Source organism: Dactylosporangium aurantiacum, from assembly GCF_000716715.1.
Classification (GTDB): Bacteria; Actinomycetota; Actinomycetes; order Mycobacteriales; family Micromonosporaceae; genus Dactylosporangium; species Dactylosporangium aurantiacum.
In genome coordinates, this window is the sequence record NZ_JNYJ01000016.1 from 26,084 (window position 1) to 40,291 (window position 14,208).

Here is a 14,208-nt window from a genome sequence, read left to right on the forward strand (position 1 = left end):
CCCGGCGGGCCCTTCGGCCCCCGGACGTCCCGCCGGCCGGGAACCGTCAGCCGGCGACGAGCAGACCCGCCGCGACCAGTGCCACCACGACCAGCAGCGCCACGGCGGCGAGCCACCGCAGGCGCCGCAGCCGCCGGGCACGCCGCGCGCGCTGGCGGAGCCGGCGGCGCTCACGTCGCTGCCGTCGCGTGGCCGGATCGGGACCGGTCCGCTTCCCGGCGGCCCGCGCCGGCACCGCGACAGGCGTCGCCCCGTCGACAGGCGTCACCATCGCCACTGACGGCACGGGCTGCGCCGGCGGCTCGCCCCCGGCCGGCGGCGCGGTCCGGACCACCGGAGCGTCCTCGGCCAGGGATGCGGTCCCGGTCCGCTGCGCCGGGACGCGGCGGGTCTCCTCGGCCGCCCGGGCGATGAGCTTCCCCACGCGGACGCTGGCCGCCCGCAGCCGGGCCGCCTTCTTCGCCGTCAGCTTCCGCCCCGTGATGATGCCGCACGCCTGCGCCACCGCGACCACCAGCACCGGGTTGCTCACCAGGTCCCGGTGCCCGATCAGCAGCGCCGCGACCGTGTTGCGGTCCACCCGGACCCCGGGTGCGAGCCGGTGCGCGCGCACGACGTCGGCGATGAGCCGCCGGGTGCCGGGGAGCCGCTTCGAGCGGGTCCGCCCGCCGGGCCGCCGCCGGGCCGACCGGGCGGCCCTGTCCGAGGTCCGGTCCGCGGTCCTGGCCGCCGCCGCCACCAGCTCCGCCACGAGCGACTCCACCGCCTCGTCGGCCTCCTGCCAGCGTGGCGTCAGTGCTTCTGTCACGTCGCGTCGTCCCCCGGCTGCACCCGTCCCACCCGCCGGCTTCCGGCCGGACCACCCGGAACCGTACCCGTCCCGCGCCCCACCGAATCGCGCCGGCCCGCAGGGCGGCCGCGGTCGCCTACCGCGGGGCCAGCGGGAGCTCCGCGCGCAGGGTCGTCCCACCGCCGTGCGGGCTGTCGAGCGTGACGCGGCCGCCGAGCGCCTCGGCGCGGTCCTTGAGCCCGACCAGCCCGGTGCCGCGGGCGAAGTCGGCACCGCCGACACCGTCGTCGCGGACCAGGAGGCACACCACGCCGCCGGAGGTTTCGACGGTGACGGTGACGCCCGAGGCCTGCGCGTGCTTGGCCGCGTTGGTGAGGGCCTCGGCGATGATGTAGTACGCGCTGACCTCGACGTGCTCGGGCAGCCGCCCGTCCAGGCGGACGTCGAGGTAGACGGGGATCGGCGAGCGGCGGGCGAGCACGCGCAGCGCCGGGCCGAGCCCGGCGTCGGTCAGTATCGCCGGGTGGATGCCGCGGGAGGTCTCGCGCAGCTCGTCGACGGCGTTCGTCGCCCCGGCGACGGCGCGGTCGAGCTGCGCGGCGACCGTGTGCAGCTCGGGCGGCAGCGCCGCCTGCGCCGCGCGGATCTGCAGGGCCAGGGAGACCAGCTGCTGCTGGGCCCCGTCGTGCAGGTCGCGCTCGATGCGCCGGCGGGTCTGGTCGGCCGCGGCGACGATCCGTGCGCGGGACGCGGTGAGCTCGGTCCGGCTCTCGGCGTTGGCGATCGCCGCCGCGATGAGCTCGGTGAAGTCGGCCAGCCGCCGTTCGGTGTCCGGGGGCAGGCGCCGGCGTCGCGACCCGACCCGCATGGCGCCCCACAGCCGGCCCTCGACCTCGATCGGCCCGGCGACGACGGAGCGGATGCCCGGGTCGGGACCGGGTGCTGCCGGCGTCCGGTCGTCGGCGTCGTAGCGCGCGGCGTGGCCAGTGGCCCGCACCGCCGCCAGGGCCGTGCGGGGATCGGGCGGGCCACGCCAGCCCGGTGTGGACTGCTCCAGTCCGTGACCGCCGAGCACCGTCACCTCACCGTCCGGCTCGAATCGCACGACCGCCGTGCCCTCGGCGCCGAAGAGCGCGCCGACCTCGTCGGCCACCGCGGCGAACAGTTGCTCGGGCGCCGTCCCGCGGGCCACCAGGGTCGCCACCCGGCGCAGCGCCGTCTGCTCGTCGGCGATCCGGCGGAACGCCGTGTACAGCTGGGCGTTGTCGAGCGACACGGCGAGCTGGCCGGCGATGAGCTTGACGCCGTCGAGCCGTTCGGCGGTGAACGCGTCGTGGATGAGGTGGTTCTCCAGCAGCAGCACCGCCCGCAGCATGCCGCGGTTGAGGATCGGCACGGCCAGCAGGGAGCAGCAGCGCAGGCCGGTGAGGTACGGGTCGCGGGCGAAGCGCTCGTCGCGGGTGGCGTCACCCACGACCAGCAGCTCCCGCGTCCGCTCGATGTACCGCAGCACGGACATCGGCACCGCGCGTTCGTGACCGGCGCCGCCGGCCGGGACGACGCCGCCGTCGCCGTCTGGTGCGGGCAGCAGCCAGTCGTGCCGGTCCTCGCTCCACAGCAGCAGGTGGACGCCGGTGGCGCCGGTCATCGCACAGAGCACCTGGACCAGGTGGCGGTACAGGCCCTCGACGTCGGTCTCGGCGCTCAGCGCCCGCGACGCGCACAGGATGCCGAGCAGGTCGACCGTGCCGGTGCTGATGGTGGCCCGGCGCGGGTGCGGCTCACCGCAGCGCTCGTCGTGCCGCCGCAGGGCCGGGTACGCCCAGTCGAGCTGGTCGACCTTCGCCGTCGCGCCCCAGGCGAGGTACTGCTGGCGGGCCTCGGCGAGCAGCTCGTACCCGGCGTGCTCGAGGCCGTGGGCGAGGTGGAAGCGGGCCGCGTGCTCGGTGATCAGGGCCTGGTGCCAGGGGCGTGCCCGGGCGGCGACCTCGTGCCGGGCGGCGTCGAAGCCGTGGAGGGCGGCACGGAAGTCGCCGGCGGCCCAGGCCCGCTCGGCCTCGAGCAGCCGGAGCAGGTGCCGGAAGTTCACCGGCGCGTCCGCGGCCCGCGCGGCCAGCCAGCCGATGACCTCGTCCAGCTCGGCCAGCAGGGCGTCGCGCTCGGTCCCCTGGCCGTCCCGGGCCTGCCCGGCGAGGGCCAGTCCACGCAGCAGGTGCGCCGCGGCGGTCGGGTAGAAGGTGGCCGCGGCCGACAGCAGCGACATCGCCGCCGCGCTGCACCGGGCCAGGGCGTCCGGGTCGTCGAGGATGGCGGCGTCGATCGCGCGGGTGACCTGCAGGTGGAACAGCGCCCACGGGCTCTCGGCGTACCGTTCGGTGGGCACCGCCGCACCGGCCGCGGACGTGCTCTCGCCGCGCAGCACGGCGACCAGCCGCCGGTAGCTGTCGTACGACTCGCCGATGTGCTCGTCACCGGTCCGCCGCACGAAGGCGAGCCCCGCCTCCACGTCGGCGACGTAGACGTCCAGCGACGGCGCGCAGTCCAGCAGCCCGACCATGGCCGGGTAGTAGGTGTAGCCGGCGTTGGCGAGGTCACCGCCCGCGATCAGGCCCTCGCGGGCCTGCCGGCCGGCGCGCACGCCGTGCTCGACCGGCTCGAACCAGCAGCTCAGCAGCGCGGTCAGGAAGCGCACCTGCGAGGTGTCGGGCTCGTAGCCGCAGGCCTCGCCCAGGGCCAGGATCCGGCGGATCGCCCGGTAGCCGGCGGCGTAGTCGCCGCGGACGGTCACGGCGGCGAAGCCGACGTGGCTCGCCGGTCCGAGGAGGGGCCCGGCGGGGCCGTGCTCGATCCAGATCCGCAGCGCCTCCAGGCTCAGCCAGGCGAGCCCGGCGTGGTCGGCGGCGAAGTAGATCGCCGGCAGGACCGCGTTGCACAGGCGGGCCACGGCGAGCAGCGTCGGATCGGTGACCTCCGGCCGGGTAGGCTCCTCGGTGTCCTCCTCGTGCTCCAGCCAGCGGTACAGCAGCTCGAACCGGCGGTCGGCCTCCGCCCGGAGCTGGTCCGCGGCCGGCACGGCGATACCCAGCGCACGCAGCGTCTCCAGGCCGAGCCCGATCGCCTCGACATAGCGGTTGCGGTGGGTCAGGCTCCGCGCCTGCACCGCCGTCGCCGACGCGCCCTGCAACGCGGTGATGCGCAGCCCCTGGATCGCGTGGTACTCCTCGTCCGCCTCCTCCAGGCGCCCCAGGCTGTACAGGGCGGCGTGCCGGCCGGTGCGGACCTCGACGAGCGTGGCGGTCTCGTCCGGGCCGATCAGCCGCAGCGCCGCGGTCAGCAGCGCGTTGACCTGCGCGTACTCCCCGATCAGCGTCGACTGGTCGGCGGCGCGGCGAAACAGCTCCACCGCCTGGCGCCGCTCCACGGCGTCGTCGACGGCGTCGTCGACGGTGTCGACCACCGCCAGGTACTGCGCCGCCGCGACCGCGAACAGCTCCGGCACCGTCGCCAGCCGCCGTGCCATCGCCAGCTGCACGGCGCACCGCCGCCGCGGGTCCAGCCCGGCCAGGACCGCCTCGCGGATCCGGTCGTGGCGGAACAGCACCGCCTCCCGCACCCCGGGCTCCAGCACCAGCACGCCCTCGTCGAGGGCCGGCGCCAGCCGCCGTTCCACCACCTCCGCCGGCTCGCCGACGGCGGTCTGCAGCACGCCCCGCTCGGCCCGCCCACCGAGGCACGCCATCGCCTCCACCATCCGCCGTGAGCGCCGCGGCAGGGCGCCGACCAGCGCCGCCGGCGCCCCGGCGGCCTCCGGCCGGCCCAGGTGGGCACGCACCTCCGCCACATCCCACCGCCAGCCCGCCCCGGCGGTGAGCAGGCCCTCGCGGCGCAGCGCGTTGAGCAGCTCCACCGTCTCGTACGGGTTGCCGGACGTGTGCGGGCTGACCGCCTCGCCCAGGTCCGCCGCCGCGGCCTCGTCCACGTGGAGCATCTCGGCGACCATGGCGACCGTGCCGGCGACCGGCAGGTTGGCCAGCCGCAGGTGCCGCACCCCCGGCTGGGTGGCCCACCTGGACCGTGCGGCCGCCAGCGGCCGCACCGCGTCCAGCGCACCGTCGCGGTAGGCGGCCACCAGCAACAGGCCCTCGACCGGCGCCGCGCCGAGCATGAGGTCCACGAAGCCCAGCGGCGTCCGCCCGGCCCACTGCAGGTCGTCGATGAAGATCACCACGGGTCGCCGCCGGGAGGCGACCGCGCGCAGCACGTCGAACCCCACCCGCTGCACCCGCGCCTGCGCGGTCAGCGGATCCCCCGGATCGGGCGGCACCCCCAGCAGCGCCGCGAACTCCGGCACCACCGCGGTCAGCAGGCTCGCGTTCGCGCCGGCCACCGCGAGGATCCGCCGGCGGATCTCGGCCAGCTCGCGCTCCGGCTCGGCCACCAGCAGCCGGCCGACCGCCCGGAACACCTGGTACAGGGCGTCGCATTCCAGGTCACGCCGGCCCTGGTCGAACTTGCCGGCCACGAACCAGCCGTCCCGGCCCGTCACCACCGGCCGCAGCCGATCGACCAGGACCGTCTTGCCGACCCCGGGCGTCCCGCTGATCAGCACGCCGCGGCACCGGCCCGACAGCGCCTCCTCGAACGCCGACGCCAGCGCCGCCACCTCCGTCTCGCGCCCCACCAGCCGCGACGGCGGCAGCAGCCGCAGCGGGACGTCACGCTCGCCGACCCGCACGGCCCCCGTGTCGCGCAGCCGCTCCAGGTCGTGGGCCAGACCCTCCGCGGTCTGGTACCGGTTGTCCGGCTCCTTCTCCAGCAGGTGCATGATGATCTCGGACAGTGCCGCCGGCACGGCCGGGTCCACCCGCGCCGGCGGCACCGGCACCCGGGCCAGGTGAGCGTGCGTGAGCCGCAGCGGGTCGCCCCAGCCGAACGGCGGCGCGCCCGTCGCCAGCTCGTACAGGGTCGCGCCCAGCGCGTACAGGTCCGCCCGCTGGTCCACCGGCCGGCCGGTCCGCCCGGTCTGCTCCGGCGCCAGGTACGCCAGCGTCCCCACGATCTCGCTGTGCGGCGTGAACCCGGGACGGAGCTCGGCGAATGACGTCGCCAGCGCGAAGTCCACCAGGTAGGGCGTGCCGGCGCCGGAGACCACGATGTTCGCCGGCGTGATGTCGCGGTGCATCACGCCCCGCCGGTGCATGCCCGCCACCGCCCGGGCCAACGCCAGGGCGAGCCCGATCAGGCGGCCGGTCGCCAGCGGCTTCGCCACCCCGGCCAGGCTCGAGCCGCCGACGTCCGCCACGATGACCGTCCCCGGGCACCGCGGCGCCTCCGCCAGCTGCGCGATCCCGGCCACCCCGCGCAGCCGTTCGAGCATCGCCACCTCGTGCCGGGCCGTGCGGTGCGCGCCGGGGCCCTTCAGCTCCTTGTGGATGACCGGCCGTCCGGCGACGACCTGCCGGGTGACACGCGCGTACTCGCCGTCGTACAAGATCTCGCTCCGGCCGGGTGGACCGCGGCCGTCCAGCATCGCGCCGTGTTTCATCAGACCCCTCCGCGCCCGATCCGGCCCACTTCAAAGCGTACTGAGCACCCGCTCACCGACGAAGCCGACATCGCGCGGGGTCACCCGACGCACCGGCACCGTGGCACGATGGCGGGCGGCGACGACCGGTGCCGGGTCCGCCGCGACCGGAGAGGACACACGATGGGTGAGACGGCGCGGGAGCGGGCGCTGCGGGCCCTGGCCGCGCACGCTCCCGACCTCGCGGGCACCGGCCTGCGCGAGCTGGGGCACGGCCTGGACAACGCCGCCTTCCACGCCGGGGACCTGGTCGTGCGGGTGGCCGAGCGCGGCGACGGGCACGGCGTGCGGGCCGAGGCGCGGCTGCTGGCCCTCGTCGCGGCCCACGTCGACCTGCCCGTGCCCGTGGTCCGGTTCAGCGACGAGGAGGCCGGGGTGCTGGCGTACCCGATGCTGCCCGGCCGGCCGCTGCTGGGCCGGCCGGCCCCGCCTGGGCTGGGCCGCACGATCGGGCGGTTCCTGCGCCGGCTGCACGCCATCGACCCGGCGGCGGCCGGCGGGATCGTCCCCGTCGAGGACGCCGAGCCCGCCGAGTGGCTGGAGGACCTCGACGGCCCGGCCCACCTGCTGCGCGTCGTGCGCGGCAGCGTGCCCGCGCCGGGCCGCGGCAGGGTGCTCGCCCACGCCGACCTCGGCGCCGAGCACCTCCTGGAGCGCGACGGCGCGGTGACCGGGGTGATCGACTGGTCCGACGCCGCCGTCACCGACCCGGCGCTGGACTTCGCCCGGCTGTACCGCGACTTCGGCCCCGATGTCCTCGCCGAGGCCCTGGACGCGTACGGCGGCCTACCCGGCGGCACCGGGCGGATCGTCTTCTACGCCCGGTGCGCGGCGTTGGAGGACCTCGCGTACGGCGGGGCGCACGGGGAGGCCGCCGCCCGGAGCCTCAGCTGGCTGTTCCCCTGATCTCCCGGCCGGCGACCCAGGTCCGCGTGACGCGGGTCGCCGGGTCGAACGGGTCGCCGTCGCAGATCGCCAGGTCGGCGGGGTGGCCCGGGACGATCCCGCCGGGCGCGCCCAGCGACTCGGCCGCGGTCACGGTCAGCGCCCGGACCGCCTCGGCGGGGGTGAGCGCCTGCCCGGGCTGCAGCGGCCGGCCGTCGGGCATGGTGCGGCGCACGGCGTGGCGCAGGTTGCCCAGCGGGTCGAGCGGGCCGGCCGGGTGGTCGGAGGCGAGGGTCAGCGGCACGCCCGCGTCGAGCAGCCGCCGGCCGCCGAGCACGGTGAGGAACCGGTCGGTGCCGCCGTCGGCGATCTGCGGGCCGAAGGTGGTGATGAAGCCCGGCTGGTACGTCGCCCACGCGCCGCTGGCCGCGACCAGGTCGACGGTGGCCGGGTCGAGCAGGACGAGGTGGTCGATGACGGCGGCGCCGGGCGGCGCGCCGGCCGCACGCAGGGCGGTGGCGGCCTGCCGGGCCGCGAGGTTGCCCAGGGCGTGCATCCGGGGCCGGATGCCGGCCTCGAGGTAGCCGGCGAGCAGGCCGGTCAGCTCGCGGTCGGTGTAGCGCAGGTACTCCAGGTGCAGTTCCCGCCGGTGTACGGCGCTGCGCCGGCGCACCGCGTCGCGCAGCGGGCCCGGGTGGCGGGCGGCGACGCTCTCCCGGACCGCCTGGAGGGTGAGGCGGCCGAGCGCGCGGGCCGGCAGGCACACGGCGCACCGGTCGCCGCCGTCGAGGAACAGCTTCGCCTCGCGGCCGCTCGCCCCGTAGTCGCCCTCGGGTGCGGCGGCCGGACCGTCGGCCGGGCTGAGCAGGCCGGCACCGGCGCCGACGGCCCAGGACAGCCGGGGCGCGGGAGCGGCGGCGAGGCGCAGCATCCGCTCGTGGTGCTGCGGCGCGACGTACGCCTCGTGCGCGTGGGTGATGCCGAGCGCGGCGCACCGGTCCAGGGCGCGCCGAGTCAGCTGCTCCGCGTCGCCGGGCGCGTCGGCGAGGGCCCGGGCCAGGGCCTCACCGTAGGCCTGCTCCCAGAGCTCGCCGGTGGGCCGGCCGCGGCGGTCGCGGGTGACGTCGCCGGCCTGGGCGCGCAGGGTGGTGATGCCGAGGGACCGCATCGCCTGGGTGGAGACGGCGCCGCGGTGCACGTCGACGCCACTGACGAGTATCTGACGGCCGGGGGCGACCGCGTCGAGCTCGGCGGCGGTCGGCAGGCGACGCTGCGGCCACCGGAACGGCCGGGCGTTCCAGCACAGCAGCCAGGGCGCCCGAGGGTCGGCGGCGGCCGCGGCGCCGATCGCGGCGAGGGCCTCGCGCAGGTCGGTCCAGGCGGCGCCGTCGACGCCGAGCGTCTGCCACCCGACAACGCCGGCGTGCAGGTGCGTGTCGACGAAGCCGGGGAGGATGTGGCAACCTGCGAGGTCGATCATGGTGTCCGCCGGCGGTGGCGGCGTGTCCTGTCCCCCGGTGGCGGCGATGCTGTCACCGGTGACCAGCAGCCAGCCAGGCTGTGGGGTGCAGGTCGGTCCGGCCCAGATCGTCGCTCCGGTGAAGAGTGTCCCGACCATGCCAGCACTGTAGATCATGGTGTCGTCCGTACTCAGCCCGATGCGAGTAGGACGGCTCAGGCGCCCGGACCGCCGCGAGCCGCAGGATGGTACCGGTCGAGGAGGAAGGGAACCTGTCGTGACGTTCGTGCGGCAATGGGTGCTGCGGGTCAGCAGCTTCGGGCTGACCTGGCTGTACGCGATCTACCGCGTCCACCCGACGGTGTGGCGGCTGATGGCCCGCAACTACCGGCCGTGGATGGCCCGGTTCGCGCGCCTGCACGCGTGGATGACGTGCCAGTTCGCCGCGATCGACGTCCCCGCCTACGGCGACTTCCTGCGCCGCAACGGCTGGCAGTTCCGCTGGTTCGACCTGACCTCGTACCCGCCCACCGACAAGCAGTCCTACGTGCGGGCGTACCCGCAGGACCAGCGCTGCTGGCACGGCCGGATCGAGATCGCCGGCAGCGTGGTGGACGAGTCGTCGGGCTCGTCGGGGCAGCCGTACAACTGGATCCGCAGCCGCCGCGAGCTGCGCACGGTGCACAAGAACCTGGCCGGTTACACGACGCTGGTGTTCCCGTCGAAGCGGCGCTTCGTCATCAACGCCTACTCGATGGGCGCGTGGGCGACCGGCACGAACACCGGCATCGCCATGGCCCGCGTGGCGATGGTGAAGAACACCGGCCCCGACCTCGACAAGATCATCGACACGCTGCGGCACTTCGGGCCCGGCTTCGACTACGTCATCACCGCCTACCCGCCGTTCCTGAAGCACCTGCTGGACAGGATGGACGCGATCGGCTTCGACTGGGCGCCGTACCGGCTCAGCGCGCTGGTCGGCGGGGAGGGCATGACCGAGGCGCTGCGCGACTACCTGGAGCGGCGCTTCACGAAGGTCCGCTCCGGCTACGGCGCCAGCGACCTGACCATCGGCATGGGCGGCGAGACCGACCTCACCGTGTGGCTGCGCCGCCGGCTGCGCACCGACCAGCGGCTGCGGGCCGCGCTGCTCGGCCCCGACGAGCACCGGCTGCCGATGATCTTCCAGTACAACCCGCTGGAGACGTACCTGGAGACCACCGCCGACAACGAGATCCTGTGCACCATCAACACCACGGCGGTGCTCAACCCGAAGGTCCGCTACAACATCGGCGACGAGGGCCGACTGATGCCCTACGACGAGCTGGCCAGGATCGTGTCCGCGGAGCCGGCCGTGTGGCAGGAGGCGCAGCGGGCCGCGCTCGGCGACCGGATGCAGCTGCCGCTGCTGTTCCTGTTCGGGCGCAAGGACAGCACGATCTCCTACATGGGCGCCAACATCTACCCGCAGGACGTGGAGAACGGCCTGTACCGGGACAACCCGCTGGCGCACCAGATCGAGAGCTTCTGCCTGACCCTGGAGGAGCACACGGACCTGGAGAGCCGCCCGGTGGTGCACGTCCAGCTGCGCGACGGCGTCACGCCGGCCGACGCGGAGGTCGCGGAGCTCGCCGACGTGTGCCGGCGCGGCCTGGTGCGCTACCTCGCCGAGGTGAGCCGCGACTTCGCCGAGTCCCTCGCCGAGGACCCGAGCGCCGCGGACCTGCGCATCCGCGTCCACGAGCACGGCGCCGGCCCGTTCGCCGGCACCGCCGGCAAGATCAAGAACGTCTACCTGGCAAGGAGCGCCGCGGCATGAGGACCACCGACTTCTCGAAGGTGCCGCCGGTGGGCCAGGCGACCGCGATGTTCGTCGGCGCCACCCGGTACCGGGGACCCCGCTCGATCTTCATCCTCACCTTCACCTGGTTCAAGATGGTGCGCCAGATGCGGCGGCTGCCCGGGTACTGCTGGCACACCGTCTACTGGCAGTGGCCCTTCACCCTCGGCACGATCGCGTTCTTCCGCGACCGCGACGCGCTGCTGAAGTTCGCCCGGACCAAGCACCACCGCGACCTGATGTGCTGGATCACCGACCACGGCACCCGCAACGCGACCGGCGGCTACATCCGGCTGTACAACGCCGAGGAGAGCGGCTACACCAACGGCGTGTGGCGGGCCGAGGGCGCCACGATGGCGCACATCGAGACGTACACGCCGCTGTCGCACGAGGCCGACGGACCGAGCGTGCACCGGTGAGCGTGGAGATCTCCCCCGTGACGGGCCGGGCCGAGCTGCGCGAGTTCTGCGAGGTGCCGCTGCGGCTGCACCCCGCCGACCGCTGCGTGCCGCTCGCCGACCCGGTCATCGCCGGCTGGCACCGGTCGGGTGCCGCGGAGCTGTTCCTCGCCCGCGACGCCGCCGGTACGGCGGTCGGCCGCACGATCGTGCACCGCAGCGCCAAGTTCGACGCCAAGCTCGGCCGGCGGCACCAGCTGTTCGGGCTCACCGAGTTCCGCGACGAGGCGACCGCCGCGGCCCTGTTCGACCTGGTCACGGCCCGCGGCCGGGACACTGAGGCGCTGTTCGGCCCGGTCGGGCTGCTGCCGAACCAGACCGGCGGGGTCATCACGTCCGGCTTCGAGGAGCGCGGCTTCATCGACTCGGCGTGGAACCCGGCGTACTACCCCGCCGTCTACGAGCGGCACGGCTTCACCCGCCGCTTCGAGGCCGACACCTGGCTGTGCGAGGGGTTCGACGCCGACCCGGGTGCGGTGTTCCCGTTCGACGACGCGCGCGTGGCGGCCGAAGGCCTGGTCATCCGCCGCGGCTCCCGTCGCCGGTTCGCCACCCAGCTGCCGATCCTGCGCGGGATGCTCAACGCCTCCTTCGCGCAGCTCGGCTACTACACCGAGATCGACGCCGACGAGCTGGCCGCGCAGACCGACGGCCTGGCGTACCTGCTGGACGAGTCGCTGCTGCTGTGGCTGGAGAAGGCGGGCCGGCCCGTCGCCTTCGTGGTCACCGTGCCGGACGTGTCGGAGTTCTTCATGAAGGTCGGCGGCCGGCTCGGCGTGCGCAACCAGCTGCGGCTGCTGCTGACCCGGGGCCGGTACCGGCGCGACGCCGTGCTCATCATCAAGGGCACCGTCCCCGGCGAGCAGGGCCACGGCTACCTGACGCTGCTGTCCCGGGAGCTGTACCGCAACCTGAGGGCCGGTGGCTACCGGTCCCTGCGCAGCACGTACGTGGAGCGTTCGAACCCGGCGTCGGCGGCGCAGTACCGGCGGATGGGCGGCCGGCCGCTGCACGGGTACACCTTCTACGAACGGAGCACAGCGTGAGCTGGATCGAGGCGTTCCGGGCGCTCGAGGACGACTGCCGGCGGGCGCCGAGCGCGCACAACACCCAGCCGTGGCTGCTGCGGTCCGCGCCGGACGCGGTCGACGTGCACTGGGATCCGGCCCGCGCGCTGCCGGACTCGGACCCGACCCGGCGGGACCTGTTCCTGTCGCTCGGCGCGTTCGTGGAGACGTGCCTCATCGTCGCCGCCGGCGCCGGCCTGCCGGTCCGCGCCGAGGTCGCCGTGGACCGGACCGCGCTGCGGGCCGCCCGGCTGGTGCCCGCGCCGGCGGTGTACGAGAGCCCGTTCACGCCGGAGGCGGTGCGGCGGCGGCGCTGCGCCCGGGGCGGGTACGCGCCCGGCGCGCTCGACCCGGCCGTCCTCGCGGCGCTGACCGCCCTCGGCGCCGACCTGCGGCAGGTGCCCACCCGGTCCCTCGTCGGGCCGCTCGCCGAGGCGGACCGGTGGATGTTCGGCACGCCCGAGGTGGTGGCCGAGCTGCGGGACTGGATGCGCCTGTCGCCGCGGCACCCCCGCTATCATCTCGACGGCCTGACCGACCGCGCGATGGCGATGTCCCGGGTCGAGGCCGCCGGCCTGGCCGCGATGATCGGCCCGCGCGCCTACCCGGTGACCCGCCGGCTGGGCGGCCCGGTGCTGCTCGCCGCCGCGTCGAAGGGTCTGCTGCGGTACGACGGCACGGTCCTCGTCCTCGTCGGCTCCGCCGTCACCCCCGAAGCGGTCATCGAGCAGGGCCGGACCCTGCTGCGGGTGTGGCTGGCGCTGTCCGAGCGCGGCCTCGCCGTGCACCCGTTGAGCCAGCTGCTGGACTGCGCGGCCACGTCGACGGCGCTGGCGGCGCGGCTCGGTCTGGCGCCGGACGAGTCGCCCCTGGCCGTGTTCCGCACGGGCCGGCCGCTGCGGGAGCCGGTCCGCTCCGCCCGCATCCCCGCGTCACAGGTCTGACGGTCCCCCGGCCGCGACCGCGTCCCACGCCGCCGACATCGGCCCGAACGCGCGCAGGTCGCCGAGCGGGCTGCCGAGCTGGTTCATCGCGTACGCGTAGCTGGCCCGCGCGTCCAGGTCGATGACGGCGAACGAGCCGCCGGAGCCGCCCCAGTACAGCGTGGCCGGACCGGGCAGGTAGTCGCCGCCGACGGCGAACCCGAGCCCGAAGCGCACCGGGATGCCGAGGATCAGGTCGACGCCCTCGACCTGCACCTCCAGGGCCTTGCGGCAGGTCGCCTCGGACAGGTAGCGCCGGCCGCCGGCGGTGCCGCCGCAGGCCAGGACCGCGTGGACGCGGGCGACCGCGCGGGCGTTGCCGACGCCGCCGGCGGCGCCGATCCCGGCGGCCCGCCACGCCCTGGTGTTGATCACCGCCGGGTCCAGCGGCGGGTTGTGCGCCGCGTTGTCCCGCAGCTCGGTGGCCTCGCCGACGGGTGGCGTCTCGGCGGCCGGGACCACCTCGGCCACCCGGGGCTCCTCGGACTCGGGCAGGCCGAGGTGGAAGTCGGCGGCGAACGGCTCGGCGATCTCCTCGCGGAAGACCGCGCCGAGCGACCGGCCGGTGATGCGCCGCACCACCTCGCCGATGAGGAACCCCTGGGTCACGACGTGATACCCGGACGCGGTGCCGGGCTTCCAGAACGGCGCCTGCGCGGCCAGCGACGCGGTGGCCTTCTCCCAGTCGTACAGGTCCTCGGGCGCCATCGGCTCGCGCCAGCCGGACAGTCCCGAGGAGTGGCTCAGCACCTGCGCGACCGTGACGCCGTCCTTGCCGTTGGCGGCGAACTCGGGCCAGTAGCGGGCCACGGGCGCGAACAGGTCCAGCTCGCCACGGTCGGCGACGAGCAGCGCGGTCAGCGCCGCCATCGTCTTCGTGGTCGAGTAGACGCTGACGATGGTGTCGCGCTCCCACGGCCGGGTGCGGGCCGCGTCGGCGTGCCCGCCCCACAGGTCGGCGACGACCTCGCCGTCGACGGTGGCGCAGAAGCTGGCCCCGACCTCGGCGCCGTCGGCGAAGTTCTGCGCGAACGCGGCCCGGACCGCGGCCATGTCCCCGCGCACGGACCCCTGCACGTCACTGTCGGCCATACTCATCCCCCCGAAGCCTCACCGCGCAGTCTGCGCCGCCGGAGCCGCAC

9 protein-coding genes are annotated in these 14,208 nt (G+C 75.5%); 5 read left to right on the top strand and 4 right to left on the bottom strand.

From position 1 onward, the window contains the following. Nucleotides 1-46 precede the first annotated feature (46 nt). Both OP18_RS19510 and OP18_RS19515 read right to left on the bottom strand, forming a co-directional pair. Nucleotides 47-808, bottom strand: coding sequence for a hypothetical protein (locus OP18_RS19510; RefSeq protein WP_033360396.1), 762 nt, complete (start codon nt 806-808; stop codon nt 47-49). 118 nt (nt 809-926) lie between these two features. Further along, nucleotides 927-6,335 carry an AAA family ATPase gene (locus tag OP18_RS19515; RefSeq protein ID WP_052386983.1) on the bottom strand — a complete coding sequence of 1,803 codons (5,409 nt, stop codon included), beginning with the start codon at nt 6,333-6,335 and terminating at the stop codon, nt 927-929. Nucleotides 6,336-6,497: 162 nt separating this feature from the next. Between OP18_RS19515 and OP18_RS19520 the strand changes: the two genes are divergently transcribed. After that, complete coding sequence (locus OP18_RS19520; RefSeq protein WP_052386984.1) at nt 6,498-7,280, top strand: phosphotransferase; 783 nt, start codon at nt 6,498-6,500, stop codon at nt 7,278-7,280. Here the strand turns inward: OP18_RS19520 and OP18_RS19525 are convergent. After that, nucleotides 7,261-8,877 carry an amidohydrolase gene (locus OP18_RS19525; RefSeq protein WP_033360397.1) on the bottom strand — a complete coding sequence of 539 codons (1,617 nt, stop codon included), beginning with the start codon at nt 8,875-8,877 and terminating at the stop codon, nt 7,261-7,263. The genes OP18_RS19520 and OP18_RS19525 overlap by 20 nt on opposite strands. Nucleotides 8,878-8,995: 118 nt before the next feature. Here OP18_RS19525 and OP18_RS19530 point away from each other — a divergent pair, with 118 nt between their 5' ends. From OP18_RS19530 to OP18_RS19545, 4 genes are read left to right on the top strand one after another with little or no spacing between them, the layout of a single operon-like run. Then, nucleotides 8,996-10,537, top strand: coding sequence for a phenylacetate--CoA ligase family protein (locus OP18_RS19530; protein ID WP_033360398.1), 1,542 nt, complete (start codon nt 8,996-8,998; stop codon nt 10,535-10,537). Next, nucleotides 10,534-10,977 (top strand): hypothetical protein, encoded by a 444-nt coding sequence (locus tag OP18_RS19535; RefSeq protein ID WP_033360399.1) that lies wholly within the window; start codon nt 10,534-10,536, stop codon nt 10,975-10,977. The genes OP18_RS19530 and OP18_RS19535 overlap by 4 nt, the downstream gene beginning before the upstream one ends. After that, complete coding sequence (locus OP18_RS19540; RefSeq protein WP_033360400.1) at nt 10,974-12,062, top strand: hypothetical protein; 1,089 nt, start codon at nt 10,974-10,976, stop codon at nt 12,060-12,062. The genes OP18_RS19535 and OP18_RS19540 overlap by 4 nt, the downstream gene beginning before the upstream one ends. Further along, entirely contained in the window at nt 12,059-13,027 is a 969-nt protein-coding gene (locus tag OP18_RS19545) for a nitroreductase family protein (RefSeq protein ID WP_033360401.1), read from the top strand. The genes OP18_RS19540 and OP18_RS19545 overlap by 4 nt, the downstream gene beginning before the upstream one ends. On the opposite strand, the gene OP18_RS19550 is transcribed toward OP18_RS19545, so the two are convergent. Then, a complete protein-coding gene (locus OP18_RS19550; RefSeq protein ID WP_033360402.1) occupies nt 13,016-14,158 on the bottom strand; it encodes an EstA family serine hydrolase in 1,143 nt (380 codons plus the stop codon). The genes OP18_RS19545 and OP18_RS19550 overlap by 12 nt on opposite strands. Nucleotides 14,159-14,208: the final 50 nt, after the last annotated feature.

What these genes read in the sequence shown, in the direction of transcription:
- OP18_RS19515 (WP_052386983.1), bottom strand. Translation starts at nt 6,335, where the DNA reads ATGAAACACGGCGCGATGCTGGACGGCCGCGGTCCACCCGGCCGGAGC.
- OP18_RS19520 (WP_052386984.1), top strand. Translation starts at nt 6,498, where the DNA reads ATGGGTGAGACGGCGCGGGAGCGGGCGCTGCGGGCCCTGGCCGCGCAC.
- OP18_RS19525 (WP_033360397.1), bottom strand. Translation starts at nt 8,877, where the DNA reads ATGGTCGGGACACTCTTCACCGGAGCGACGATCTGGGCCGGACCGACC.
- OP18_RS19535 (WP_033360399.1), top strand. Translation starts at nt 10,534, where the DNA reads ATGAGGACCACCGACTTCTCGAAGGTGCCGCCGGTGGGCCAGGCGACC.
- OP18_RS19550 (WP_033360402.1), bottom strand. Translation starts at nt 14,158, where the DNA reads ATGGCCGACAGTGACGTGCAGGGGTCCGTGCGCGGGGACATGGCCGCG.